Source organism: Streptomyces sp. NPDC090083 (assembly GCF_044747445.1).
In the GTDB taxonomy this organism is placed as follows: domain Bacteria; phylum Actinomycetota; class Actinomycetes; order Streptomycetales; family Streptomycetaceae; genus Streptomyces.
On sequence record NZ_JBIVED010000006.1, the window covers coordinates 385600 to 411450 of the forward strand.

A 25851-nucleotide genomic window follows, 5' to 3' on the forward strand; every position below is an offset into this window, starting at 1 on the left:
GGTGTGGCTTCTGGTCGTGCTTGCGAACCTTGAAATCGTAGCCGACATGGGTGTGCCGCCCGCCTCCCGTTTTACGGGGTGGGAAGCGGGCGGCACGGGGGCCTGCGGCTGCGAGGCGGGGTGCTGCGGGATGGTGCGGGGGTACCGCGTCGTGCTTACGGGCGCCAGTCGATCAGTACGCCGTCGTAGAGCTCCGCGTCCGTCAGCTCCAGAGGAGTCGGGCCCGCGTGGAAGAAGGCCGTGTTCGCGGTCTTCAGCTTGCGGAGGTAGTCGAAGGCCTTGTTGTCGTGATCACCGAACGCGACGAACGAGAAGAAGACGGAGGCGTGGGACTTGGCCGCGTCCGTGAGGGACTGGGTGGCCGGGGTCTTCGCGTCCGGGGCGCCGTCCGTCTGGAAGACGACGAGGGCGGGGGTGCCGGGGGTGGCGTTCTTGTCGTAGTGCGCGAGTACGGCTTCCACGGCGGCGTGGTAGCTGGTGCGGCCCATGCGGCCGAGGCCGGCGTGGGCCTCGTCGATCGCGTTCTCGGGGGAGGCGGGGGTGAGGTCCGTGGTGCCGTCCACTTCCGTGGAGAAGAACACGACGTGGACCTCGGGGGTCGGGGCCGGGTCCAGGTGGGTCGCCAGGGCGAGGGTCTGGTCGGCGAGGGCTTGGGCGGAACCGTCCTTGTAGTACGCGCGCATGCTCGCGGAGCGGTCGAGGACGAGGTAGAGCTTTGCCTGGGTACCGGTGAGGTTCGCCTTGGCGAGTGCGGTGGCGGCGGAATCCCGCCCCACGGCCTCGGCTACGCCCTCGGCCTCGACAGTTCCCCCACCCGCACCGCCCGTGACGGTCTCGTCGTCGGGTGCGGGTGGCCCCTGTGGGGCGACCTCGCCGTCGGCGTCCGCGCCACCGGCTGCCGCGACGGGCGCGAGCACGGGGGCGGTCTCCTCGACGGTCTCCGCGACGGGCTCGACGACGGGCTCCGCGACAGGTTCGGCGACGGATTCAGCAGCGGGTTCCACGACGGGCTCGACGACCGGCTCCACCTCGGGCTCCGCCTCGGCGACCGGCGCGGCCTCAACCTCCGGCGTCACCTCAGCCTCGACAACAGGCTCCGCCACGACCTCGGCGACCGGCTCCACCTCGGGCTCCGGCTCGGCAGCTTCGGCGACCGGCTCCGCCTCAACCTCGGGCGTCACCTCAGCCGTAGGCTCAGCGGCAGACTCAGCCGCACCTTCCGGCTCGGCAGCCTCAGTCACCGGCTCCGCCTCAACCTCGGCGACCGGCTCCGCCTCAGTTTCCGGCGTCACCTCAGCCGCGGGCTCGGCAACCGGCTCAGCGACAGCCTCAGCGGCAGGCTCCGGCTCGGCAGCCGGCTCAGCGGCAGCCTCAGTCACCGGCTCGACAACTGGCTCAGCGACAGCCGCGGCCTCCGGCTCGGCAACCGGCTCAGCGGCAGCCTCAGTCACCGGCTCCGGCTCGGCGACCTCAGTGACCGGGTCCGCGGCCCCGCTACCCTCCGCCCCCTCGACGGACGTCGCCGGCTTCGGGACGGTGACGTTGTCGAAGGCCGCTGCCACGAGGTCGTGTTCGTCGTCGTCCTCCAGCGCGGAGGACGGCCGGGGTTCCGGGACCGTCGCCGCAGGTGAGGGCGTCGGCGTCGACGTGAGGTCGGGTTCGGGGGACGGGGACGGGACCTTGGCGTCCGGTTCCGTGGTGGTCGGCGGCTCGTGCGAAGGAGTGCGTTCCGCACCCTCTGCTTCGGCGGCACGCTCCTTGCGTGACCTGCCGAATGCGTTCCGCAGGAGAGTGAGAATGCCCATGTGCGCAACCCTTCGCGTGAGTTGAAGCCCGTCAATCCCTGGCCAGGACGGACACGTAAGGTTAGCGGCCTCAGACGGCGATCTTAGGCAGGGTCGGGGTGCGTGAGACGCGTCTCGTCAACACCGCCTGTTCCGAGGGCCACTTCGCTCACCCGTTCACCGGCCTGCCTCCGGCCCCTTGCCCGCGCTTCACCTCACCTCTGGGGGACTGTCAGGGGCGGCCTCTCCACGGTGCCTGCGGCGACGCGATCGCCCGGGCCGCCGCCACCTCCTGCCGCAGCGGCTCCAGCACGCTCTCCGCCGGACCCGTCAGGTCCGTACGGACCTCCACCAGTACCTCCGACTCCCGCACGCCCTCCGCCAACTCCCGCAACTGGCGGGCCACTTGTGTCACCTCGGCCGATGACGGCGGTGGCGCCCCGTGTTTCACCCGCACCCTCGCCGCCGTCGTCGCGTCGACGATCCGCTCCACGGCGACGACCAGCGGCAGCCAGCCCGCGGCGAGGCGGCCGGTGGGCGGGGGTTCGGTCAGGGCGCGCTGGAACTCGGTGCGGATGACGGACAGATCGCGGTAGAGGCGGCGCCGCATCCGCGCACGGTCCGCCGGGTCGGCCCCCGCCTCCGCCCCGAGATCCTCCGGTGCGGGATTCCCCGGGTCCCCGAACGCCGACTCCACGTATCTCGCCGTGTCCGTCACCGCCTCCGCCAGCTTGTCCCCCACCCGGGTGTGCCAGCTCTCCGGCCAGAGCAGATAGCCCGCGACCAGCGCGATCCCGCAGCCGATCAGGGAGTCCACCAGGCGGGGGAGGAGCAGGGCCGTGCCCTGGTGGTTGAGGACGTCGGAGAGGATGAGGATCACCGGGGTGATCGCGGCCGTCTGGTAGCCGTAGCCCCGGGGTGTCAGGGCGGGGATCAGCGGGGCCAGGAGGAACAGGACCAGGACGTCCCACCAGCCGCGGGGGACCGCCGACAGGACCGCCGCCGCGATGACCAGGCCTGCCACCGTGCCGAGGGCGCGCAGCAGGGCGCGGGAGAAGACCGAGCCGAAGTCGGGCTTCATGACGAAGGTGATGGTCAGGGCGATCCAGTACGAGCGGGCCACGGGGACCGTCGAGACCAGGATCTGGGCGAGGCCTACGCAGACGGCGAGGCGGAGGCCGTAGCGCCAGGAGCCGGAGGACAGCAGGACGTTGCGGGCGGCCCGGGTGGCGCGGACGCGGAGGGCGGCGGGGCGGCCGAGGCGGTCGTCGATGCCTCTCGGGTCCACGTCCGGGGCCGTCACCACCTCGGCCGCGTGGCGCAGGGCGTGGTCGACCGCGCGGGCCGTCTCGCCGGTGGGGGTGGGGAGGTCGAGGCCTATCGGTCCGGTGTAGCCGGTCTCCACGGCGTGGGCGAGGTGGCGGACCGTGTCGCGGATCTGCGGGGGGAGGGGGAGGCCGGACTGGTGGACGGCTGGGGCGGCTTCGACCACCGGGGTGATGGCGTTCAACTGGGCCAGCAGGCGGGTGAGTTCGGGGCTGCGGCCGTGGTGGCGGGCGCGCCGGGCGAGGACGAGGTCGTAGGACTGGTTGAGGGACCGGGTGACGGCCTGGCGGGCCGCGTCGTAACCGGCGGTGGGGTCGTCGCCGCAGGTCGCGAGGAGGTCGGCGACCGTGCGGTAGGTGTCCGCGACCGCCGCCCGTTCCGGGACTCCGGAGCGCAACGGCCAGGCCAGCAGGGCGAGGAGGAGGACGAGGAGGCCGCCGCCGGACAGCAGGACGGGGGCCACCCACCAGGCGCCGGGGAGCGGGAGGCCCGCGCCGATCACCGAGTTGAGGAGCAGCAGCAGTCCCGATACGGAGGCCACCGCGCCGATCGTCGAGATCATCCCGGAGACCAGCGCGATGCCGGTGAGCGCGGCGACCGCCCACCAGCCGTGGCCGTAGACGGCCGAGCCGAGGGTGACGCCGATCGCGCCGAACAGCTGGGGGACCGCGATGTTGAGGATGCGCATGCGGTACGCGTCGGCGGTGTCGCCGATGACGCCGGAGAGGGCGCCCATGGAGGCGAGGGCGCCGTAGGCGGGCTGTCCCACGGCGAGGCCGACGGCGAGGGGGAGGGCCATCGCGACGGCGGCGCGGGCGACGGCCGGGCGGTTGAGGGGGGCCTGCTGGGGTTGGAGGTTCCTCACCAGCCAGTCGGGGGGTGTGAGGCCGATGGGGAACTCGCGGGACATGCGCCCATTATGGGCGGCCTCTCCGCTTATTCGTGCTGGTGAAGGGTGATGTCGACGACCAGCGCCCGGTGGTCGGTGTGGGCGAGGTCGAGGAAGCGGGCGCTGTTCGTGGAGAAGTCCGGGGACAGCAGGACGTGGTCGATCTGGGTGCCGAAGGCGGGGGCCCAGCGCTCGGGCCAGCTCGGGGTGCGGTCGTGGCCGGCCATGCGGGCGGCGTCGCGCAGACCGGTGTCCAGGATGCGGCGGAAGGCCGCGTGGTCCTGGGAGGAGTTGAAGTCACCGGCGAGGACGGTGGGCGTGGTGGGGTCGGCGGCGGCGAAGGCGCGGAGCCTGCCGAGTTCGCGCTGCCACAGGGCGACCTGGCGCGGCAACGGCGGCATGGGGTGCGCGAGTTGGAGCCGGACGCGGTGGCCGCTCACGTCCGCGACCGCGCCGGGCATGCCCATCGTGCCGGTGACGCCCCTGGTGCCCTTGAGTGGGAAGCGGCTGAGGATGACCGATCCGTGCGACCCGGCCGCCGCCACCGCCTGCCGGTAGGGGAACCCGGCGGTGAAGTCCCGGCGCAGCGTGGCCTGGCAGGTGTACTCGCACTCCTCCACGAACACCACGTCGGGCCGCTCCCGCCGGATCACCGGCACCAGTGACCCGGTCCCCCGCCCGAACTCGACGTTCGACGTCAGCACCCGGAACTCCGCGATCGCGGGCCCGCCCGGGTCACCGCTCTTCCCGTACGGCTCGATGAACCAGGCCAGCAGCCCCAGCAGCGCGACTCCCCACACCAGGCCGAGCCGCCATCGGGAGAACAGCGCGAGGAACATCCCGAGGCCGGTCGGCACGAGCAACCAGGGCAGGAACGCCAGGAGTTGGGGGACCGGGGTGATGCCGTCGGTGTCCGCCGCACGGCAGCCGACGACCACGCTCACGACGGTGAACAGCAGCCCGGCGCACCAGCGTCGGAAGCGGCGCGCGCGGTGGCGTTCGGGCACGAAGTCGGAGGCGAGCCACTCGGTCGTCGCGGTGCCCACGTGATGACCTCCGGTCCGGGGAGCAGATGTCCGGATCATCCCACCTGCGTCAGGAACTCCCCCAGCATCTCGTTGAACTCCGCCGGGCGTTCGAGATTCGGCAGATGTGCCGCGCCCTCGATCACCCGGAGCGTGGAGTCGGGGAGCGCCGCGTGCATCGCCTCCGCGTCGGCGACCGGCGTGTAGGTGTCGTCGGCGCCCACGACGACCAGGGCCGGGACGGTCACCTTCGTCAACAGGTCGCTGTAGTCGGGGCGTTGGGCGCGGGCGCGCAGGGCGGCGGCCGCGGATCCGGGGTCGGTGCCCGTCATCATGCGGTGGACGTGCGCCTTGACCCGCGGGTCTGCGTACGGCGCGACCATCCGCTCCAGCACCTCGTCGGCGTACCCGCGCATGCCCTCGCGGAGGAGCCGGTCGGCGGTCGTGCCGCGGACGCGGGCGGCCTCCGGGGTGTCCGCCGACGGGAAGGTGTCGGCGAGGACGAGGCCCCGGACGCGCTCGCCGAACCGGCCGTAGCAGTCCATCGCGATCTGGCCGCCCATCGACAGCCCGGCCAGGACGAACGCCTCGATGCCCGACTCGTCGAGCAGCGTCTCGATGTCGGCCGCGAAGTCGGAGAACCGGGTGACGGCGGGGGTCGCGGGGGTCCTGCCGTAGCCGCGCAGGTCGGGGGCGACGACCTGGCGGGCGGGGGAGAACGTCTCGATCTGCGGGGTCCACATGGTGTGGTCGAAGGGGTGGCCGTGCAGAAGGACGAGAGGGATGAGAGGGGCAGGGGGAGTAAGGGGAGCAAAGGGGAGGTGTCGGGAAGTATGGGGTGGCATGCGGCCGACCCTAGGTCCGCTCAACTGCTCGGTGCAATAAAATCTTTGCCCTCGGTGCAATGAGTGAAAGAGGTGACGTGGTGGACGACTACCGGCGCATCGCCGACCGGATCACCGCCGACATCAACTCCGGCCGCCTCCGTCCGGGCCAACAGCTGCCCCCGCAACGGGTGTTCGCGCGTCGGCGCGGGATCGCGGGCTCCACGGCGGGGCGGGTGTACGCCGAACTCGTGCGCCGGGGACTGGTGGTGGGGGAGGTCGGGCGCGGCACGTTCGTCCGGGCGGCGGCGACGGCCGGGTCGTACGGGCGGGCGCTCATCGAGCCGTCCACGGCGGCCCCGGTCAACCTGGAGCTCAACTACCCTTCCGCGCCCGGCCAGTCGGAGCTGCTGGCCCCCGCCCTCGCGCCCCTCCTGCGCCCGGACGTCCTCACCGAGGCGCTGCGTCCGGCCCCGGCGACCGGCACGGCCGCGGCCCGCGAGGCGGTGGCCGACCTGCTCGCGACCCCCGCCTGGCGCCCGGCCCCCGACCGCGTCCTCTTCACCGGCAACGCCCGCCAGGCTATCGCCGCCGCCCTCGCCTCCCTGGTCCGGCCGGGCGGCCGGGTCGGGGTCGAGCCGCTGACGTATCCGCTGGTCAGGGAGATCGCCGGGCGGCTCGGGATCACCCTGGTCGCGCTGGAGGCGGACGAGGGCGGGCTCCGTCCGGAGTCGGTCCGCGCCCTGCATCGCGCCGCTCCCCTCTCCGCGCTCTATCTGCAGCCGACCCTCCACAATCCGACCTCCGTGACGACCGGTGAGGCCCGGAAGCGGGACATCGCCGATGTGGTGCGGGAGTCGGGGCTGCCCGTCGTCGAGGACCGCATCTGGTCCTTCCTCCATCCGGACTCCCCCGCGCCGCTCGCCGCCCACGCGCCCGGTCTCGCGCATGTCGTGGACGGGCTGTCGAAGCGGGTCGCGCCGGGGCTCACCGTCGGGTTCCTCGTCGTGCCGGAGGAGCGGGTCGACGAGGTGGCCGCCGCGATCCGGTCGGGCGGGTGGAGTGCGGGGCGGTTCGCGCTGGAGGCCGGGGTGCGGTGGACGGCGGACGGGACCGTGGCACGGCTGGTCGAGGCCAAGCGGGTCGACGCGGCGGCCCGGCAGCGGCTGGTCGCCGAGGAGTTGGCGGAGTTCGCCGTACGGGCCGATCCGCTCACCTACTACGCGTGGTGGGAGCTGCCCGCGCCGTGGCGGGCCGACACCTTCACCGCCGCCGCCGCGGAGCACGGGATCGCGGTCACGCCGGGGACCGCGTTCGGCGTCGACCCGAAGCGGACCCCGGACGCGGTCAGACTCGGGCTCGCGTCGGCCGCCGTGCCCGATCTGCGCCGGGCGCTGCGGACGCTCGCCGCGCTCGCGGGAGGGTGAACTCCGGTGCCTGGTGGGCGTAAGGGGTGAGCCGGGCGGTCCGGGTGACCGGTCAGATCTGGGCTTGCGTCGGCTGTTGTGCCTGGTCCGCGCCGGGCGCTGCGGACGCCTGCCGTTCGCGCAGGAGACGCAGGAGGACGAACTCCCGTGCCTGGTGGGCGTAGCGGGTGAGCCAGGCCAGGGCGGCGACCGTGAGGCCCACGCCCAGGAGCAGCCAGGCGACCGTGCGCAGGGTCGAGGTCAGGGCGTCGTAGATCGCGCCGCCGGCCGCCTCGGTGACCTCCGCCGGCAGGTCGGCGACGGTGAAGTGGCGGCCGATGACGAGCGCGAGGCCGAGCAGGGCGCCGCCGAGGGCCGTGCCGAGCGCGGTCGCGGTGATCGCGCGACGGCGGCGCACGGCGACGGCGATGCCGGTGACGGCGAAGACGGCGGCGGCCACGGGAAGCCAGAAACCGGCGACCTGGAGCACGTGGAACTCCTTCCGGAGCGGGCCCAGTTCACCGGCGGGCAGGACCGCGACCTCGGTGTGCCGGACGGGGATGGTGTTCGCCAACGGCGGGTTCTCGTGGGCGAGCTGGTTCTTGACGCTGGCGGTGACGGGGGCCAGGTCGACGGTGACGGTGCCGTCCTGCCGCTCGTCCTCCAGGGCACGCAGGACGGCGTCGTGGGTGACGCGGTTGCCCTCGTCCCAGGCCACGCGGAAGGCCCGGGTCTTGGTGAAGGAGTGCATGGCGTCGTGGACGAAGGGCGCCATCACGCCCTGGGTCGCGCTCATCCGGACCCCGTCGACCCTGGTCCCGCCGATCCGGGCGCGGCCGACCCGCACCTCGCGCAGGATGCCCGCGCCCACGGTGTCCGCGATCACGTCCCGGACGGCGGGGTCGGCGGCGAGCGGTGCCAGCGTCGTGACGTAACGCCCGGAGTCGGTCAGGCCGTACGCCGCCCAGGCCGCCAGCGCGCCGAAGGGCGTGAGGAGGCAGGAGAGGGCGACGAGGACGGCCGACAGGGCGCTCCGGAGACGTGGGGGCACCTCCCCAGGACAGGCCCGCGAGGCGCCGTACGCGAGCGGGTCGGCCGTTTTTGACTGCATACGGGTCACATGTCAAACCGAATGGGTGGGCCCAGTCGCGGAACCCCTCGGAACCCTTGGCGGAACTGGGCGGTCCGCTCTCCGGTGGAGGCTTCACCCGAACGGGTGTTTCCTGGAACCGGGGAGAAGGAGGCCGAACATGCGCACCACTCCGGCCCTGCGGACTCTGGCCGCGGCCCTGCTCACCGGTGGCACCCTCGCCGTCGCGGCGGCGGGCACCACGGCGTCGGCAGCACCGACCACGTACGCCGAAGGACATGGCGGTGGTGGCGGTGGCGGCAGTCCGATCTGGGGCACCATCGTCTCCCGCACGGACCTGAACGTGCGGGAATCGCCCACCACCCACTCACCCGTCGTCGACTCGCTCTCACCCGGCAGCCAGGACCGCGTCCAGTGCGTGGTCCGCGGACAGAGCGTGAACGGCAATCCCGACTGGTACTGGCTCGTCGGCGCCCAGGCCTGGGCCAGCGCCGCGTTCGTCGACACCGGCGGCCAGGGCGTGCCCTCCTGCTCGGACCCCTGTCCGGGCTGGAAGGACGGCGGCGGCAACTCCGGCTGGAACAGCAACAGTTCCGACTGGAACAACAACAACAGCTCGTCCTCGTGGAGCACTTCGGCCTCCGGGTCGAGCGCCGCGGGCACATGGAGCTGGAGCGCCTCCGGTTCGTCGACCGGCGGCGGCATCTGGAGCTGGGCGCCCTGAGGCGGCCGTAGCGAAGGGATCGTGAGCGGGACGTGGGCCCCGGCACCAACTCGGTGCCGGGGCCCACGTCCTGCTTGCTGTCCGCGCCGGGTCAGCGGACCCGGTTGCCCACTCCGTCCTCACGCGTGTAGTAGCGGTAGAAGAACACCAGGAACACGCCCGCCGTGGTCGCGACCCCGATGGCCGCGGAGCGCAGCACGCTCTCGCCGGTCTGGCTGTACAGGAAGCCGACCGCGGCGCCCGCGAAGCCGGACTTCACCAGCGAGTGCAGTTCGCGCTTCAGCAGCGGGGCGAACCGCGCGACCGCCAGGCACAGCACGATGAACGCGAGTGCCGTGACGAAGCCGAACAGGATGTTCCAGCCGGTGATGGGGCCGCCGCTGCGCCGGTTCGCCGCCGCCCAGTAGCCGTAGACGAGGCCGAGGGCGACCGGGATCGCGATCTTCGCGACGCGGTGGACGCGGGCGTCGAAGATGTCGGGCAGATTGCTCGTGAAGCCACGTGGGCCGGTGGTGGTGCGCGGGCCGGCCATCCGGTTCGGGCCGCTCATTCCGCCGGGCGTGGGTGCCGCTTGGGCCATGAGAGCACTCCTCTCTCTCCCCCATACTTACCAATGCACACCCCGGCGGAGACGGTGGCAAGTCGGCGTGCGGCCTCGGTCGGCCCGTGTTTCGCTGGGGCGCATGAAGCTCGTACTGTTCGGCGCCACCGGCATGGTCGGCAGCCGGATCGCCACCGAGGCCTCGGCCCGCGGTCACCAGGTGCTGGCGGTGAGCCGCTCCGGCCAGTCGCCGGTCCCCGGGGTCACCGCCACCGCGGCCGACGCGGCCGACCCGGACCGGGTGGCCGAGGTGGCGCGCGGCGCCGACGCGGTCGCCTCCGCGTGCGTGCCGCCCCGCGACGGGAGCGATCCGCGTGATCCGTTCCTCGCCCTGAACGAGGCCCTAGGTCGTGTCCGTAAAGTCCTGTCGTTCGCCCGGAGGGCGGGCCGCGCGGCGTCAGGTGCGTGCTCTCGGCGTGCCGGGCGGAAGCCCTCGTACTGGGCGTACTCGGGCTTTCGCCCGGTGCGGCGAGAGTACGTGCATGGCGTCGCGCGGCAGACAGGACTTTGCGGACACGACCTAGTGGCGGGCGTGCGCGCGGCCGGTGCCGGACGGCTCATGGTGGTCGGCGGGGCCGGCGGCCTGGAGGTCGCCCCCGGCCGGGCGATCAGCGACCAGCCCGGCTTTCCCGAGGCCTACCTCCCGGAGGCGCACGCCCACCGGGCCGTCCTCGCCTACTACCGTGCCCTCGACGACGACCTCGACTGGACGTACGTCTCCCCCGCCGCCGAGATCGCCCCGGGCACCCGCACCGGCCGCTTCCGGGTCGGCGGGGACCGGCTCATGACCGACGAACAGGGCCGCAGCTCCATCAGCGCCGAGGACTACGCGGTCGCCTTCGTCGACGAGCTCGAGGAGCACGCCCACCCGCGCGCCCGGATGTCGGTCGCGTACTGACGCCGTGAGCGGCCGAGGGGGCAGCGGGCCCGGACGGGTGCGCCGCGGGACCGGACCCTGGCGCCACGGCGACTCCGGGCGCTCCCCGCTCGACCGGCTGCCCCGCGCCGGTGACCCCGACGCGCTGCGGCGCCAGCACCCGCTGCGGGTGGGCGGGCGCAGCGTCGCCTGGCTGCCGCCGCTGCTGGTGCTCGTCACCATCCTCCAGGTCGACTGGTACACCGGCGGCGAGTTCCGGACCGTCTCCTGGATCGTGCTGGTGCCCGGCATCGCCGCCGCGATCTGCGGGGTGTGGGGCACGGCCGTGTTCGCCGCGCTCGGCGTGGCCACCTACGCGCTCGCCGACCACGCCTGGCCGCGCCAGTACCAGACCGGCCTGCCGGACTTCATCCTCGTCGGCGTCGGCGGTGTCCTCGCCGTGCTGGCCTGCGCGGTCCGGGTCCGCGGCGAGCGCCGGATGCTGCACATGCGCGATGTCGCCGAGACCACCCGCCGCACCCTGCTGCGCCCGCTGCCGCCGGGCTGGGGCGGCCTCGACCACGCGGCCGTCTACCTCGCGGCGGACGCCTTCGCCCGCGTCGGCGGCGACTTCTACGACATCCAGCCCGGCCCGCACGGGACCCGCGCCCTCGTCGGTGACGTCCAGGGCAAGGGCCTCGGCGCGGTGGAGGCCGCGGCGGCGCTGCTCGGCACGTTCCGGGAGGCGGGCTTTTACGAGCCGGAGCTGGCGACCGTCGCCGCGCGGCTGGAGACCCGCATCCACCGGCACGGGCTGCACCTCGCCGCGCTGGGCGCCGGCGAGGACGTCGACCGGTTCGCCACCGCCGTGCTCCTCGGCTTCCCGGCCGGCGAACCGGACCTCGTCGAGGTCGTCAACTTCGGTCACGAACCCCCGCTGGTGGTCGGCCCGCAGGGGGTACGGTCCCTGCCGCCCGGGCACGGACTCCCGCTCGGGCTGGGCGAGTTGGCCCACATGGACGGGCCGCCGCCGACGCTCCGGATCAGGCTCGCGCCCGGCGAGACGCTCCTCGTCGTGACGGACGGGGTGACGGAGGCGCGGAACGGGGACGGTGTCTTCTATCCGCTCAAGTCCCTTGTCAGGGACGGTGTACGGGCCGATCCGCAGCTCGCGGGACCGGAGCGTCTCGTCGCCTTCGTCCGGGACGGCACGCTGCGGCACGGCGGCGGACATCTCGCCGACGACACCACGATCTTCGCGGTACGGCGGTCCTGACATCGCCCTTTGCGGCAGCAGAGGGTGAGCAGAGGTTACGGTGCTTCGGTACGAAGTGAGCGACGGATGGTTCGGGGGAGGGCGCCATGCCAGGAACGGTGTTGCTGCTCGCGGCCGCGCCGGTCGGCAAGGGCCGGCTGGTGGACGCGGCCTCCGTCCTGCCGGTGCTGGCGGCGGTCGAGCCCTCGGTGCTGTCCGGTGCCGACACCGCCAACGTTGTCGAACTGGCCGATCCGCTGGAGCCGCAGGCCGTGCTGACGCGGTTGCGGGCGGCGGCGACGGCTCCGGGGCCGTTGACCGTGTTCGTCGCCGGGCAGCTTCAACTCGACCGGAAACAGCGCCTTCCGCATCTGGCGCTGGCCCGGACCACTCCGGCGACGGTTCGCTACACCGCGTTTCCGTGGGCGTGGGTGCGGGAGGAGCTGCGGCTGCGGGCGCCGGGCACGACGAGCCTGCTCCTCGACCTGCACACCGACGCGGAGACCTGGCAGTGGTTGCGGGAGCATCCGCTCGACTCGGGCAGGACGAACGCCGTCTACGGCCGGGTCGCGCCGCCGCCCGCCCGCCGGGTGGTGGCTGTCCCGTCGTACATGAAGGCGGTGGCGACGATTCTGCGCAGCGGATGGCGGCCGCCGGTCGAGCAGTTGCACCGGCAGGCGGTGGAGCGGTTGGGGGCGGAGGGGTACGCGGACGTGCTCCTCGCCTCGCCGGGGTCGGTGGCGGGTGGCGCCGGGCCGGAGAGCGCGGGGCGCCGGGAGGGCGGCCGGGGGCCCGGCGACGCGGTCGACCCGCACGTCGCCCTCACCGCCGCCGTCCAGGCCGGCCGTCACGCCGACGCCGACGGGCTCGCCGCCGAGCACGAGCGGGCCGCCGTGCGCGCGCACGGCCGGGGGTCCGAGGAGGCCCTGCACTGGACCGAAGTGCGGGCGGATCTCGCGATGTTGGCGGGGGACCCGGTGCGGAGCTGTCAGGCGTGGCTCGCGGTGGCGGGGGCGCGGCTCGCGGCGGGGCAGGCGCCCGGGGCGGTTGCCGTCGAGGCCGCCGTGGACCGGGCGCACCATCAGTGGGGGCAGATCCACGATCCTGTTCCCGCCCGTGAACTCGGGCTCGCGCTCGCCGAGTTGAGGGGGCGCGTGCCGGGGCGGCGGAAGGGCGCCCTGGACCATGTCCGGCAGCAGCTGGAGCAGTTGGGGCAGTTGGAGTCGCAGCCGCTCACCTCGTGAAGACTCGTGGAGCTCCCCGCATCTCCCTCCCCTGGGATCGGCCGCGATGCCATGATGGTGCGTCAGGGCTGAGGGGGACGGAGTGGCCGACCAGAGAATTCGCTTACGGCTGGACGGGACCGCGGACGCGCGTGACGTCGGCGCGCTGATGGCGTGGCTGGCACGCGAGGAACCGCTGGAAGAGCGGGTGCGCGCGGGCGGGCTGCGGATCAGCGAGGCGCGGTCGAGCGAGATCGAGCCCGGGGCGCCGATGGGCGTCGGCTCGGAGATCGTGGTGGCGCTCGTCACCTCGGCCGCCGCGCCGGTCTTCAACCAGCTGGTGCAGGAGATCAGACGGGCCGTCGTGGCCTGGCGGGACAACCGCCGGGACGTCGAGCACGGAGAACCGCCGCAGGTGGACGTGGACGTGGTGTCATCCGACGGCAACGGATAGCCCGGTGTCCGACTTCGACCCGCGGGGGAAGGTCAACCGGGCGCTGCTGGTGGGTGTCTCGGAGTACGACACCACCGTGCCGCCGTTCGGTGTGCCCGGTGATCTCCCGGCCGTCAAGCACAACCTGAACCTGCTGCGGGACGTGCTGCCCAGGGGCCGGGTGTTCGGCGACCACGAGGTGCGGGTGCTGCGGTCGCCGACGCTGGACGACTTCGACCGGGCCCTGCGCACCGCCGCGCAGGAGGCCGAGGGGCTGCTCCTGGTGTACTTCACCGGGCACGGCGCGAGTACCGCGGCGGGCGACGAACTCTTCCTCCAGATGCGCAACGCGACCGTGGTCGCGGGCGGCCGGGCGGTGTTCCCCGGCGCGGAGATGGTCACCACGATGCTGACCATGCTCGCGGCCGGCCGCGCCGAGCGGATCGTGGTGGTCCTCGACTGCTGCTTCGCCGGGAACGCGGGCTGGATCTGGGAGAACTTCCGCGACAGACGGCGCGTGCTGCTCCAGCTGAGCGTGCAGGCCAACCACCGGATCGACGCGGGCGACGGCACCGGACCGACGCCGTTCACCGAGCGGCTGGTCCGGCTCCTCGACCGGGACGGCGAGGTGCGGTTCGCCGAACTCTCGCGGCAGTTACGGGAGGTGATGCGCCAGGACGGGTTCAGGACCCTGCGCGGTGACCTCTGGGAGCCGCGCGGGCGGTGGGAGCCCGAGGAGGACGTGCTGCTGTCGGCCCGGCCGGCGCGGGGGGAGCGGCCCGATCCTCCGGTGCTGGGGGCCGCGGGACCCGAGCGCGGGCCGTCCGCGCCGCGGCGCGCGGGAGAGGCCCTGCTCGGCGCGGTGCGGAGGTGCGGCGGTGTCGTCGCCGGGTGGCTGGGGCGGTGGGGGGCGCTGTCGCGGACCGCGACCCGGATCACCCTGGTGCTGGCCCTCGCCGCCCTGGGCCTCGGCTCGTACGGCATCTACACCCTCGCCGCCGGTACGCCCTCGTGCGGTCCGCCGCTCGAACTGCGGGTGCTGGCCGACCCCGATCTGGAGTCCACCGTCCGTTCGGTCGCCGACGCGTATCTCACCTCCGCCGCCAACACCACCGGCGACGGCTGCCGGCGCAGCGGGATCACCGTCTACAGCGCCGGCTCCGCCGATGTCGTCACCGCGCTCCAGCGCCAGTCGGACGCCTGGCAGGAGCCCGGCGCCGACGGCCCCGACCCGCAGCGCGACATCGGCCCGCAGCCGGACATCTGGATCCCGGCCGCGGTCGCCGACGCCGAACGGGTGACCGCCCACCAGGACCTCGACTCCGTCGTCGCGCTGACCTCGGACGCCACTCCGCTCGCCTATTCGCCGTTGGTGCTCGCCGTGCCCAAGGATCGTGCGGCCGAGGGGAGTTCGGGGACCGGGCTGCGGCTGAACGAACTCATCACCGTGTTGCGCGGGCGGACCCCGGACGCCGAAGTGAGCCGCCCCGACCCGGAGTTCACCGACGCGGCCCTGCTCGCGACCATGGGACTCCAGCACCGCTCGGACCCGGGCAGCGCGGAAGGCCTGGTGCGCTCGCCGGGGCCGCCCGCGCCCACGGCCGCCGACCTGCTGTGCACGCTGCCCGACGATCCGGCCGTGGACCGCAGGACCGCCGCCCTGGTCCCCGAGTTCCTGCTGAAGAGCGGGGTCGGCTGCGACCGCGCGACCCGGGTGGCCCGGGTCGCCGAGTACCCGGACGACACCGCCGGTGTCCAACCGGCCTTCGTCCGCGTCCGCTGGCAGGACGCCGACCGTGACCGGGAGGCGCGGGACGCGGCGGCCGACGCCTTCCACCGGTGGCTGGCCGGGAGCGGCGGCCGGGCCGTGTTCGCGGCGGACGGTTTCCGCTCGGCCGGCGGCGACCGCGGCCTGCTCGACGCCCGCTCGCCCGGCCCGGGCGTCGATCCCACCCCGGCGAACCTGCCGTCCGGTGACGCCGGGCCGCAGGCCATGGACACCGCGCTCAAGGGCTATCGGAACGCCGACGGGCCCGGCCGGGTGCTCTTCCTCATCGACGACTCCGGTTCGATGGGCGCCCTCTGGGACGGGCCGAGCGGCGGCCCCGGCCTGGTGAGGCAGTCCCTCGGCGGACTCGGCGCCGAGGACGCCTACGGCGTGTGGGGCGTCTCCGGGCTGGACGGCCACGCCCCGTACAAGGAGGTGCTGCCCTTCGGCCCGCAGGACCGCTCCGTCGCCGAAAAGGCCATCACCGGCATCAAGGTCCAGGACGCCCAGGCGGACCCGCATGCCGCGCTGCTCGCCGCCCTCGGCTACATGGCCGGGCGCGGCGCCGACGACGAAGGGCCCCGGCTGATCGTGTACGTCACCGACGACGAGGACGACAACCGGCTCACCGGCGGGAACCTGGACGCCGTACTGACGAAGGCGCGGTCGGTGAAGGTGCCGGTGACGATGGTGTCCCTGGTGAGCGGCGGCTGCGACCGGGGCAAGCCGGACGAGCGGATCTCCGCTGCCGGCGGCGGCCGTTGCCTGGACGCGGACACGGACCTCGGCGCGGGCCTGCACGACGAGGTCGCGCGCGCCGGAACGGGGGAGGACTGATGGCCCGGCGCCGCTACCCGCTCCTGCTGGCCCTGCTGCTGCTCGCCGGATGCACCGGCGGCCACACCTCGGCCGGACCGGCCGCCGACGAGGGGCCGGGCGAGATCGTGGTGGCCAGCGGCCGGGACGTCACCGGCAAGGGCGGCATCCGTGAGCAGCTCATCGCCGCCTGGAACACACGTCAGCGGAAGGCGGGTTCGGGATACCGGGCCCGGCTGGTCGAACTCCCCGGCAACGCCGACGAACAGCGCAGCCAGCTGCTCGGCGCCCTCCAGTCCGGAAGCGCCGACTACGACGTGGTCAACCTCGATGTGACCTGGGTACCGGAGTTCGCCGCCGCGCACCTCGTCCGGCCGCTGCCCGCCGGCACGGTCGACGCCGATGTCATCAAGTCCGTGGCGGACACGGCCCGTTGGGACGGCAAGGTGTACGCGGCGCCCTTCAACAGCGATGTCGGACTGCTCTACTACCGCACCGATCTCCTGAAGCGCGCCCAGGTCTCGCAGCCCGACCTGAACCAGGGCATCAGCTGGGCCCGGCTCCAGGAACTGAGCCGCGCGGTCAGACAGGCGCTCCCCGACGTCGCCGGCTGGACCACCCAGCTGGGCGCCTACGAGGGCCGTACGGTCAACGCGATCGAGGCGTTCGCGTCGGCGGACCCGGACTTCGAGTTGACCGACAGCCACGGCCACTACGACTCCTCCGTAGGGAAGTTGACGACCGCGCTCGCCGAACTCCGCAGCCGCACCGACCCGTCGTACACCCTCCCTGCCGCCTTCCAGTCCGACGAGGCCGACTCGCTGGGCGACTTCGCGGACGGCCGGACGGAGTTCCTGCGGCAGTGGCCGTACGCCTACCGCACCCTCCACCAGTCGCTGGCCCCGACCCAGCTCGGGGTCGCCCCGCTGCCGGGCCGCGCGGTGCTCGGCGGGCAGAACCTCGCGGTGACCGAGTCGTCCGGGCGGGCGGCCAAGGCGGCCGAGCTGATCAGGTACCTCACCGGCAAGCAGAGCGAACGCTGCCTGCTGGACGCGGGGTTCGCTGCCACCCGCACCTCCGCCTACCAGGACAACAACGTGACCTGCGGGGTCGGCAGCGCGCCGACGCCGTCCGCCTCCCCCACCGGCGAGAGCACCGACCGCATGCCCCGCGACCCGGCCGGCCGTCCCGCGTACGCCCGCACCACCCTGCTTCCCGCACTGCGCAAGGCGGTTCAGCGCCCGCGCACCCCGCTCTACGGCGCGTTCACCCAGACCTTCACCGCACAGCTGGGCCCCCTGTTCCGGGACGACCCGCCGAGCGACGCGACGCTGGCGAAGAGCCTGGACGCCGCGCTGAGGAAGGCACTCCCCGACTGATCCGGACCGTCGCGGACGGCCTTCAGCCGGCGAGGAACGCCAGGGCGCCCGACACCAGGGTGCGCACGCCCGGCGCGACCGTCACCAGGTCCGGCGCGAAGGTCGGGCTGTGGTTGCTGGGGACCGCGTGGAACTTCTCCATCAGATCGGTGCCGGGTGCCGCGTCCCAGGTGGCCGCCGGTGTGCTCGTCACGAACCAGTAGGAGTACGGCACCCCGTCCGGGACGAGGTGGGGGAAGTCCTCGCTGCCCGTCGCCGGGCCGGGGTCGAAGACCGTGCCCGCGCCGAGGACCTCGGTGTGGACGGCGGCGACGCGGTGGTCGGTGTCGGCGTCGTTGACCATCGTGGGCAGGCTGGTGCCGACGGTGACCTCGGGCTCGCGCGGGCAGCCCGCGGCGAGGCACTCGCCGGACGCGATACGGCGGATCGCGGCGATCATCCGCTCCCGCACGTCGGCGGACTGCGTGCGCAGGTTGAGGGAGATCCGGGCGCTGGTCGGGATGATGTTGTGCCGGGTGCCCGCCTCGATCCGGCCCACGGTCAGGACGGCGGAGTCGCGGGCGGCGATCTCGCGGGAGACGACCGTCTGCAGCCGGGTGACCAGGTAGGCGGCCGTGACGACCGGGTCGACCGTCGTCTCGGGGCGGGAGCCGTGGCCGCCGAGCCCGTGCACGACGATGTCGAGGTCCGTGGAGGCCGACATGATCAGGCCGGGCGAGTGCGGATAGAACCCGGCGGGCCCGGGCGCCACGTGCTGGCCCAGCACCACGTCCGGACGCGGGACGCGCTCGTACAGCCCGTCGGCCACCATCGCCGCCGCGCCCCGCCCCGTCTCCTCCGCGGGCTGCCCCACCAGCACCAGCGTCCCCGACCAGGCGTCCCGTCCCGCGGCCAGCGCCCCGGCGGCCCCGGCCAGCCAGGTCACATGCATGTCATGTCCGCAGGCATGCATCACCCCGTCCACGGAGGAGGCGTACGACAGCCCGGTCTCCTCCGGCACCGGGAGCGCGTCCATGTCGGCCCGCAGCAGCACGGTCGGCCCGTCCCCGTTCCGCAGCACCCCGGTGACCCCGGTCCCGCCGACCCCCTCCAGGGTCTCGAAGCCCGCCTCGGCGAACCGCTCGACGAGCTTCCCGGCCGTGCGCCGCTCCTCCCCCGACAGCTCGGGGTGCCGATGCAGATCCCGGTAGAAGTCCTCCAGCCCGGACACGGGGAGATCGGCGGTGAGGTCCAGGGCGGTACGAGCGGCAGCAGACGTCATACGGCCAGCGTAGGGCGGTCGCGCGGGTGATCACATGACCCTTCGCGCGGTGGGTGGGTTCAGGCGTACGCGTCGAAGGTGATCGCGCTCGGCTTCGCCTTGTCGAGGTGGTCGTCGAACTTCGCGTCCTGGAGCGGGAAGTTGGCGTCGCCCCAGTCGGAGGCGTTCAGCGTGTCGCGCAGGTTGGACGCCATGTTCTCCCAGGTGAGCAGGTTCTCCTGGTGCCAGGCGCCGTCGTCGTTCTCCGGGGTCTCGCCCCACTTGGCGAACCGGAAGTCGTGGGTGCTCAGACCGTCCTTGTGGTAGACGACCTGGACGCGCTGGCTGCTCATCGGCACGTCGGCGACGGCCTCGGTCTCGAAGTCGCCGTGCTGGGAGGCGGACAGGTACGACGGGGTGGAGTCGCCCTGCTTGACCCAGACGACGATGCACTCCCAGTCGTGCCGGTGGCCGATGCCCGGTGAGGCCTCGTCCTTCTCGAAGTAGCTGGCGTAGATCGTGCCGCACCAGCCGTTGTCGCACTTGGTGCGCGAGTAGGTGTTGGCGTGGTCGAGGTGGCCGGTGCGGCAGCTGCCGGTGACGGAACCGGTCGGCTTCAGCCCGCCGTTGAGGTTGCCGTCGGGGTCGATGGCGGCGGCCGGGTAGCAGGAGTCCGTGTCGTAGTCGTACAGCGGCTCGAAGTTCTTCTCGTACGCGGTCGCGTTCTCCGGCAGGTTCTGCAGCACACCGGCGGACGCGGTGAACGGCAGCGCGACGGTGAGGGCGACCGCACTGCCGACGACCGCTGCGGCGCGGCCGAGGCGGCGGTGGGTGACACGGGACATCGGGGCTCCAGTCGACGATCCAGATCCAGGTCCACGCTCGCCCCGGACATGACAGCCGGGGGCGCGGGCCGAGACTGCCAGAAAAAGCGCGACGGGAAAGGGCTTTCCATCAAACGGAGGGAGGCATTTCGCCGAACGCGGGCGCACGCGCTCACAGGAACGGGCCCAGGAGCACTCGTGACGACGCTCGCAGGAACGGGCCCCTGGAGGCCTCACCCCCGCGGCTCACCCGTACGGCTCAGCCCACCCGGCCGGGTCCGTGCGGCGCTGCTCCACTGATGACAAGGAAACAAGGGGCCGGCGGCACCCACGCGCACCGACCGGTCTCGCGCCGACCGGTACCCACGTGCACCGGCCAGCGCCCACCACCACCGACCACCACCGACCGGTACCGACCCGCACCGACCGAAGGAAGTGCCGCTCATGGCCACCACCCTCGCCGTCAACTTCACCCAGGGTCTGAACGACGCCTGGTCCAAGGTCGCCCAGTTCGTGCCCAAACTCGTCGGCTTCCTGGTCATCCTGGTCATCGGCTGGTTCGTGTCGAAGATGATCGCCCGTGTCCTGGACCGGGTGCTCCGCAAGGTCGGCTCGGAGAACCTCTCCGAACGGGCCGGTACCGCGCGGATGCTGCGGGACTCCAAGTACGACATGACCGGCATCGTCTGCAAGATCGTGTACTACGCGCTGATGCTGATCACCCTCCAGCTCGCGCTCGGTGTCTTCGGCACCAACCCGGTCAGCACGATGATCAACGGCATCGTCGCCTGGCTCCCGCGCGGCATCGTCGCGGTCGTCCTGGTCGTGGTGGCGATGGCCATCGCGAACGCGGTGCGCGGCATCGTCGGCAGCGCCCTCTCGTCGATGTCGTACGGCAGGATGCTCGCCACCATCGTCTGGGCCTGCATCGTCGCCCTCGGCGTGATCGCCGCACTGGGCCAGGCGGGCATCGCGACGACGGTCACGCAGCCCGTCCTCTACGCCGCCCTCGCGACCGCCGCAGGCATCCTGATCGTCGGCGTCGGCGGCGGCATGATCGCCCCGATGCGCCAGCGCATGGAGCGCATGCTGACGGCGGCGGAGCGCGAGACGACGAACGCGAAGGGCAGCCTCACGGCCTACCAGTCGGGCCGTGAGGACGCGATGACCAACCAGCCGGTGCGCGAGCGCACGGACCTGGGGACGGACAGGGGCAGGGACCTGGGGACGGACGGTCGACGGGACATGCCCGGGTCGTCGGGCATGTGAGTCGGGGCAGCCCTACGGGGCCTCGTGGAGATGCAGAACCCGCGTGGCCTCGTGGGCCGGACCGGGCTCGGCCGCTTTGGCCGGGCTCGCGTTCGCCGCTCCGATCAGGGCGGCGACAGCGATGACGGCGGCGCAGAATCCTCTGACGTAACGCGCGGACATACCTACCTCGCAACGACAGTGACAGCGACGGCAACAGCAGCGACAGTAGCGAATTAAACACGCTTAATGCGTGCCTAACTTAGGGGGTCGGAGTACGCAACGGGAAGAGGCCCAGGGGGAGTTGAGCCAGTGGAAACCCGTTTTCAGTCACCCTGGCGCTGCTCGGGCAGCAGTCCGTGCCGGTGGACGAGCCAGCTGATGGCGGTCAGTCTGCACACCGCGTAGTCGTGCCCGACCGGCTCCCGCCAGTCCAGCTCCGCGAGCGCGTCGAGGAACCCGAGCGCGTAGTCCGTGAGGTCCGCGTGGTCCGGGGCCGGGAGTGTCAGCTCGGGTCCGCCGGCCGACAGCCGTTCGCGCAGTTCAGCCACGTGCTGGTCCACCTCGGCGACGAAGGCGGGCTCGAACGCGAACTCCGCGAAGCGCGGTCCGTACGCGCTGCTGATCTTGGCCAAAGGGGACATTTCTCCACCGTACGGTAGGTGCGCCGCGGGGAGTTCGTGATTCTCGTCACCCGGGGCGGTCCGGCCGGTTACTGTCGGCGACAGGCTGTAACCGTTCGGAGGTGACCGCCGACCGGTGGGCGCGCCGAGGCCGCCGCCGAGGTGCTCCGTGTCGCGGTCCGTGACTCCGGGAACGCCCACGGTGCCGTTTGGGCCGCCAACCGGACCCGCTGCGAGGACTTCATCAACTCGCTGTCCATGTAACTGAGTTACTGGCCAGTCCGTAAGTCGGCTTACTGGCATGATTAACGCATGGTGAGACGGGACGACCCGGAAGTCATCGGGCGCAGGGTCCAGCAGTTGCGGCACGAACGCGGGCTCACCCAGCGCCAGTTGGCCGAGCCCGCCTACACACCCGCGTACATCTCCACGCTTGAGGCCGGCCGGGTCCGCCCCTCCGACGACGCGCTGCGCCACCTCGCGGAGCGACTCGGCGTCGCCTACGAGGAGCTGGCGACCGGCCGTCCCGCCCACCTCGCCACCGAACTCCGCCTGCGCCTCACCGAAGCCCAACGCACCCTGGCCACCGGGGAGTCGGAGGAGGCCACCGAGCAGTACGCCGATCTCCTGGAGGAGGCGGAGTCGCTCGGACTGGCCGACGAGGAGGCCGTGGCACTGCTCGGGCTCGGCGAGTGCGGCCTCGACACCGGTGATCTCGCCGCCGCCCACCGGTACTTCGAGCGCGCCGAACGACGCCTGGCCGACGAACCGCTCCCGGCCCGCGTCCCGGCCATCCGGGGCCGTGCGGTGGCGCACTACCTCACCGGTGAACTCCGTTACGCCGTCTACCTGCTGGAGTCCACCCTCGACGAGCTGAACCGGGCCGGCCTGCACGACCCCGACGCCCTGCTGCTGCTCTACGCGAGCGCGATAGGGCCGTACATGGACATGGGTGCGCACGCGCGGGCGGCCCAGGCGGCGGAGTTGGCGCTCGCGCTCGCGCCGCAGGTGGCGGACCCGGCGCTGCTGGCCCGCATGCACCGCTCGGTGGCGCGGACGCTGATAGCGGAGGGCAAGGTGGCGGAGGCGGACGCCTCCCTGGCCAAGGCCGCCGACCTGTACCGCCAGCTCCAGTTCCGCACCGAACTCGCCAACTGCCACTGGATGCGCGGCTACGTCTACGCCCAGGACGGTGAACTGGAGCGTGCCGAGGTCGAGTTGAGGCAGGCGCTGACGATGCTGACGGCGAAGCGCGCGGCGCTCTACAGCAGCCAGGTCGCCGTCGAGCTGGCCGACGTACTCCACCGGCGCGGCAAGTCCGACGAGGCCGCCGCCCTCCTGCGCGACGTCCTGAACGACCTCAGTTCCGAACGCGGCGCCCTGCACTCCGCCGCCGCGCACCGCCTCCTCGGCATCATCGCCGAGGACTCCCGCGACACGGACGCGGCCGAGGAGCACTACGTCCGCGCCCTCAGTCTGCTGGAACGCGCGGGCGCCGCCGGCGACCTGGCCGACCTGTGCCGCATGCTCGGCGACCTGCTCCGCCGCACCGGCCGGGTGGAGGCCGCCCTCGACGCGTACCGCACCGGCCTCGGCCACCGCACCGCCCCCGGCACCACGACCCTGGGTCCGGCCCCCGCACAGCCTCCTCTTTGACAAATCGGGGATACCACACAGCCCGGACGGTTACCGTGCGACGGACGAGTCGTAGCCGTAGTCGTGTGAAACGGGATGAGACAGGCGCGTGCGCGTGCAGAACGAACGGACCGTGGCCGACGTCCCGCATGACCGGACCGCGGCCGACGGCCCGCCTGACCCGGCCACGGCCGACGGCCCGATGGGACGGAGCGTGGCCGACGGGCTGCGCCTGGCCGTACGCGCCACGGTCTACGCGGTCCTCGGCGGCGCGGCGCTGCTCGCTGTCGCGACCGTCGTGTCGGTCCTCGGCCCGATGCTGGCGCTCGACCTCTACACCGCGCCCGTGGCGGCCTGGTGGACGGTCTTCACGGCGGTCGTGGTGCAGGGCGTACCCTTCCTGCTCCTCGGCACGGTGGTGTCGGCGGCGATCGGCGCGTTCGTACCGGAGCGGGTGTTCACCAGGCTGCTCCCCCGCAACCAGGCCCTCGCGGTCCCGATCGCGGGCGCGGCGGGGGCCGTCCTCCCCGGCTGCGAATGCGCGTCGGTACCGGTGGCGAGCAGCCTGATGAGACGGGGCGTGGCCCCGGCCGCGGCCCTGGCCTTCCTGCTCTCCGCCCCCGCGATCAACCCGGTCGTCCTGGTCGCGACCTCGATCGCGTTCCCCCACCAGCCGACGATGGTGCTGGCCCGCCTGGTCGCGTCGCTGGCGACGGCGGTGGTGATGGGCTGGCTCTGGGCGAGATTCGGCAGGGAGGAGTGGCTGCGCCTGCCGAAACGCACGCGGACCGCGCGGACGACGGTGGGCATGAAGGCCTTCGTGGCCGGGTTGCAGCACGACTTCCTGCACGCGGGCGGATTCCTGGTGCTGGGCGCGGCAGCGGCGGCGACCTTCAACATCGCCGTACCGCGTTCGGTCCTGGCCGTCTTCACGGGGTCGTCCTGGCTGTCGCTCCTCCTCCTGGCCCTGCTGGCCGTGGTGCTGTGCGTGTGCAGCGAGGCGGACGCGTTCGTCGCGGCCTCCCTGAGCGGCTTCTCCCCGGCGGCGAAACTGGCGTTCATGGTCGTGGGCCCGATGGTCGACCTCAAACTGATCGCCCTCCAGGCAGGCACCTTCGGCCGCGCCTTCGCCCTCCGCTTCTCCTCGGCGACCTGGCTGGCGGCGGTGGTCAGCAGCACGCTGGTGGGCTGGTGGTTGCTGTGAGGCGCTACGGCTCGGCGGTCCTGCTGCTCCTCGTCGGCGGCGCGGTACTCCGGATCTCCCTCTTCAGCGAGCTGTACCTGCGCTACGTGCAGCCGGCGTTGAGGCCGTACCTGGTGATCTCCGGCGTGCTGCTGATGCTGCTGGGGCTGGCGGCGGCGGTACGGGGAGCAAGGCAGGGACCCCACGGGGAGGAGGGCGGTGAGGAGTTGGAGCAAGAGGAAGTCGAGCACGGCCACGCGCACGCATACTCCGACACCCACACCCACACCCACACCCACGCGCACGGCGGCCCGCGCGTCGCCTGGCTGCTGACGCTTCCCGCCCTGGCGCTGTTGCTCTTCCCGCCGCCGGCCCTCGGGTCGTACAGCGCATCCCGCGAGGAGGCCCAACGGGCGGCACAGGGCGTCGGCACCTTCCCGGCGCTGCCCGCCGGGAACCCGCTGGACATCTCGGTGGCCCAGTACAGCTCCCGCGCGATCTACGACACCGGCCACTCCCTCAGGGGCCGCACCCTCCGCATGACCGGCTTCGTCACCCACGGCTCCCACGGCACCTGGTACCTCACCCGGCTCCTCGTCACCTGCTGCGCCGCCGACGCGACGATCAGCAAGGTCGAGATCCGCGGCGACGAGGCCGACGGCGCCCCGCAGACGGACACCTGGGTCACGGTCACAGGCACCTGGCTCCCCAAGGGCAAGCTGGGAACGGACGGGGCATGGCCGCCGGTACTGAAGGCGACGACGGTCACCCAGGTAAAGGAACCGGCTGACCCGTATGACAAGCGTTGACGCCGACGCGGGTCAGGCGCCGGTTCAGGTGGCTCGCTTGTCGCCGACCTGCGCCTAGACCTGCACCCGTCCCTGCTTCTGCACATCCGTCAGGCGCTGGGTGCCGGTCTGGATCGCCAGTTGGGTCGCGTCCGTGGGGACGGTGCCCAGGCCGCCGTTCGTCAGGGTGATGGTGTCGTCGCCGATGCGGACGGCGGCCGTGTCGAGGGTGAGTGTGGACCGGTCGCCCTCGGGGGTGGTGCCGGTGAGGGTGAGGCGGAGTGCCTCGCGGGCGTCGCCCACCTCGGGGAGGGTGGCTTCGGTGACCTGGATCGTCTGGACGCCGGAACGGGTCGTCGTCGCCGTGAAGGTGGCGCACTTCTGGGGGAGGGTGCGGAGCCAGTTCAGGGTGCGGTTCACGTCCGCCTGGGGGAACGCGGCCACCTGGTAACGGAGTTGGGCGTCGTCGTCCGGGTCGTCCAGGGTGGTCACCGCCTGGGTGGTGGCCGGGGTGCCGAGGAGTTCGTCGGCGTAGAGGGCGTCCAGGAGGCGTTGGCAGTCCGGGATGTCCGTCTTCGCCTTCAGCAAGGTGTCCCGCCAGGTCGCCGTGCCCTGTGTCGGGGTCCAGGGGGCGCCGAGGTCCGCGTCGGTGATGAGGGCGGACTGGGCCTGGGCGGGGGTGAGGACGGGGGCGGCGGCGGGGGACGCGTGGGCCGCGGGGGTGGTGCGGACGGCGGAGGGGGAGGGGGCGGTCGTCACCTTGTGCAGGATGGCCTCGTTCGCACAGCCGGCGGTGGTGAGGGTGCCCGTGGCGAGTATCGCGGTGAGGAGGACACGGGCCGGGGTGCGGGTCATCGGGGGTCCCTCCTGGGGCGGGGTGCGTTGCCTCAACGGCACCATCGCCTCGGGCC

Annotated in this window: 22 protein-coding genes; 12 read left to right on the forward strand and 10 right to left on the reverse strand. The window is 72.9% G+C overall.

Going from position 1 to position 25851, the window contains the following annotated elements; all coding sequences use genetic code 11:
* Nucleotides 1-155: 155 nt before the first annotated feature.
* The 4 genes from ACIPTO_RS23740 to ACIPTO_RS23755 all read right to left on the reverse strand — a co-directional run bounded on the left by ACIPTO_RS23740 (nt 156) and on the right by ACIPTO_RS23755 (nt 5869).
* Nucleotides 156-1805 carry a VWA domain-containing protein gene (locus tag ACIPTO_RS23740; RefSeq protein ID WP_401195268.1) on the reverse strand — a complete coding sequence of 550 codons (1650 nt, stop codon included), beginning with the start codon at nt 1803-1805 and terminating at the stop codon, nt 156-158.
* Nucleotides 1806-2016: 211 nt separating this feature from the next.
* The gene (locus tag ACIPTO_RS23745; protein ID WP_401195270.1) at nt 2017-4020 is read right to left on the reverse strand and encodes an FUSC family protein; all 2004 of its coding nucleotides are present in this window, start codon (nt 4018-4020) and stop codon (nt 2017-2019) included.
* A 26-nt stretch (nt 4021-4046) separates the two neighbouring features.
* Nucleotides 4047-5045, reverse strand: a complete 999-nt coding sequence (locus ACIPTO_RS23750; RefSeq protein ID WP_401195272.1) for an endonuclease/exonuclease/phosphatase family protein — start codon at nt 5043-5045, stop codon at nt 4047-4049.
* 35 nt (nt 5046-5080) lie between these two features.
* Complete coding sequence (locus ACIPTO_RS23755; RefSeq protein ID WP_401195274.1) at nt 5081-5869, reverse strand: alpha/beta fold hydrolase; 789 nt, start codon at nt 5867-5869, stop codon at nt 5081-5083.
* 80 nt (nt 5870-5949) lie between these two features.
* Between ACIPTO_RS23755 and ACIPTO_RS23760 the strand changes: the two genes are divergently transcribed.
* Nucleotides 5950-7275, forward strand: a complete 1326-nt coding sequence (locus ACIPTO_RS23760) for a PLP-dependent aminotransferase family protein (RefSeq protein ID WP_401195483.1) — start codon at nt 5950-5952, stop codon at nt 7273-7275.
* A 52-nt stretch (nt 7276-7327) separates the two neighbouring features.
* Here the strand turns inward: ACIPTO_RS23760 and ACIPTO_RS23765 are convergent, their stop codons facing one another.
* Entirely contained in the window at nt 7328-8305 is a 978-nt protein-coding gene (locus ACIPTO_RS23765) for a hypothetical protein (protein WP_401195277.1), read from the reverse strand.
* Between the two features lie 199 nt (nt 8306-8504).
* On the opposite strand from ACIPTO_RS23765, the gene ACIPTO_RS23770 reads away from it, so the two are divergent.
* A complete protein-coding gene (locus ACIPTO_RS23770; RefSeq protein ID WP_366318563.1) occupies nt 8505-9068 on the forward strand; it encodes an SH3 domain-containing protein in 564 nt (187 codons plus the stop codon).
* A gap of 91 nt (nt 9069-9159) precedes the next feature.
* On the opposite strand, the gene ACIPTO_RS23775 is transcribed toward ACIPTO_RS23770, so the two are convergent.
* Entirely contained in the window at nt 9160-9648 is a 489-nt protein-coding gene (locus tag ACIPTO_RS23775; RefSeq protein ID WP_366318561.1) for a hypothetical protein, read from the reverse strand.
* Between the two features lie 103 nt (nt 9649-9751).
* On the opposite strand from ACIPTO_RS23775, the gene ACIPTO_RS23780 reads away from it, so the two are divergent.
* From ACIPTO_RS23780 to ACIPTO_RS23805, 6 genes are all read left to right on the forward strand, one after another.
* The gene (locus ACIPTO_RS23780) at nt 9752-10567 is read left to right on the forward strand and encodes an NAD(P)-dependent oxidoreductase (RefSeq protein WP_401195280.1); all 816 of its coding nucleotides are present in this window, start codon (nt 9752-9754) and stop codon (nt 10565-10567) included.
* Between the two features lie 37 nt (nt 10568-10604).
* Nucleotides 10605-11801, forward strand: coding sequence for a PP2C family protein-serine/threonine phosphatase (locus tag ACIPTO_RS23785; RefSeq protein WP_401195485.1), 1197 nt, complete (start codon nt 10605-10607; stop codon nt 11799-11801).
* A gap of 86 nt (nt 11802-11887) precedes the next feature.
* A complete protein-coding gene (locus ACIPTO_RS23790) occupies nt 11888-13024 on the forward strand; it encodes a hypothetical protein (RefSeq protein ID WP_401195282.1) in 1137 nt (378 codons plus the stop codon).
* An 82-nt stretch (nt 13025-13106) separates the two neighbouring features.
* Entirely contained in the window at nt 13107-13457 is a 351-nt protein-coding gene (locus tag ACIPTO_RS23795) for a hypothetical protein (protein ID WP_401195284.1), read from the forward strand.
* Between the two features lie 4 nt (nt 13458-13461).
* Nucleotides 13462-16041, forward strand: a complete 2580-nt coding sequence (locus ACIPTO_RS23800) for a substrate-binding domain-containing protein (protein WP_401195287.1) — start codon at nt 13462-13464, stop codon at nt 16039-16041.
* Nucleotides 16041-17399, forward strand: coding sequence for an extracellular solute-binding protein (locus tag ACIPTO_RS23805; RefSeq protein ID WP_401195289.1), 1359 nt, complete (start codon nt 16041-16043; stop codon nt 17397-17399). Before ACIPTO_RS23800 ends, ACIPTO_RS23805 begins: the two co-directional genes overlap by 1 nt.
* A gap of 22 nt (nt 17400-17421) precedes the next feature.
* Here the strand turns inward: ACIPTO_RS23805 and ACIPTO_RS23810 are convergent, their stop codons facing one another.
* A complete protein-coding gene (locus tag ACIPTO_RS23810) occupies nt 17422-18660 on the reverse strand; it encodes an amidohydrolase (protein WP_366318549.1) in 1239 nt (412 codons plus the stop codon).
* A gap of 59 nt (nt 18661-18719) precedes the next feature.
* Nucleotides 18720-19484, reverse strand: a complete 765-nt coding sequence (locus ACIPTO_RS23815) for an NPP1 family protein (protein ID WP_401195291.1) — start codon at nt 19482-19484, stop codon at nt 18720-18722.
* A gap of 423 nt (nt 19485-19907) precedes the next feature.
* Between ACIPTO_RS23815 and ACIPTO_RS23820 the strand changes: the two genes are divergently transcribed.
* Nucleotides 19908-20732: a mechanosensitive ion channel family protein gene (locus ACIPTO_RS23820; RefSeq protein ID WP_366318545.1), complete on the forward strand. Its 825-nt coding sequence runs from the start codon at nt 19908-19910 to the stop codon at nt 20730-20732.
* A 305-nt stretch (nt 20733-21037) separates the two neighbouring features.
* On the opposite strand, the gene ACIPTO_RS23825 is transcribed toward ACIPTO_RS23820, so the two are convergent.
* The gene (locus ACIPTO_RS23825) at nt 21038-21355 is read right to left on the reverse strand and encodes a DUF6401 family natural product biosynthesis protein (protein WP_366318543.1); all 318 of its coding nucleotides are present in this window, start codon (nt 21353-21355) and stop codon (nt 21038-21040) included.
* A 291-nt stretch (nt 21356-21646) separates the two neighbouring features.
* Here ACIPTO_RS23825 and ACIPTO_RS23830 point away from each other — a divergent pair, with 291 nt between their 5' ends.
* The 3 genes from ACIPTO_RS23830 (at nt 21647) to ACIPTO_RS23840 (ending at nt 24961) form a co-directional block, all read left to right on the forward strand.
* Nucleotides 21647-22990, forward strand: coding sequence for a tetratricopeptide repeat protein (locus ACIPTO_RS23830; protein ID WP_366318541.1), 1344 nt, complete (start codon nt 21647-21649; stop codon nt 22988-22990).
* A gap of 181 nt (nt 22991-23171) precedes the next feature.
* The gene (locus tag ACIPTO_RS23835; RefSeq protein WP_401195488.1) at nt 23172-24173 is read left to right on the forward strand and encodes a permease; all 1002 of its coding nucleotides are present in this window, start codon (nt 23172-23174) and stop codon (nt 24171-24173) included.
* Nucleotides 24170-24961: a TIGR03943 family putative permease subunit gene (locus tag ACIPTO_RS23840; protein WP_401195491.1), complete on the forward strand. Its 792-nt coding sequence runs from the start codon at nt 24170-24172 to the stop codon at nt 24959-24961. The genes ACIPTO_RS23835 and ACIPTO_RS23840 overlap by 4 nt, the downstream gene beginning before the upstream one ends.
* A 54-nt stretch (nt 24962-25015) precedes the next feature.
* On the opposite strand, the gene ACIPTO_RS23845 is transcribed toward ACIPTO_RS23840, so the two are convergent.
* The gene (locus tag ACIPTO_RS23845; RefSeq protein ID WP_401195295.1) at nt 25016-25795 is read right to left on the reverse strand and encodes a hypothetical protein; all 780 of its coding nucleotides are present in this window, start codon (nt 25793-25795) and stop codon (nt 25016-25018) included.
* Nucleotides 25796-25851: the final 56 nt, after the last annotated feature.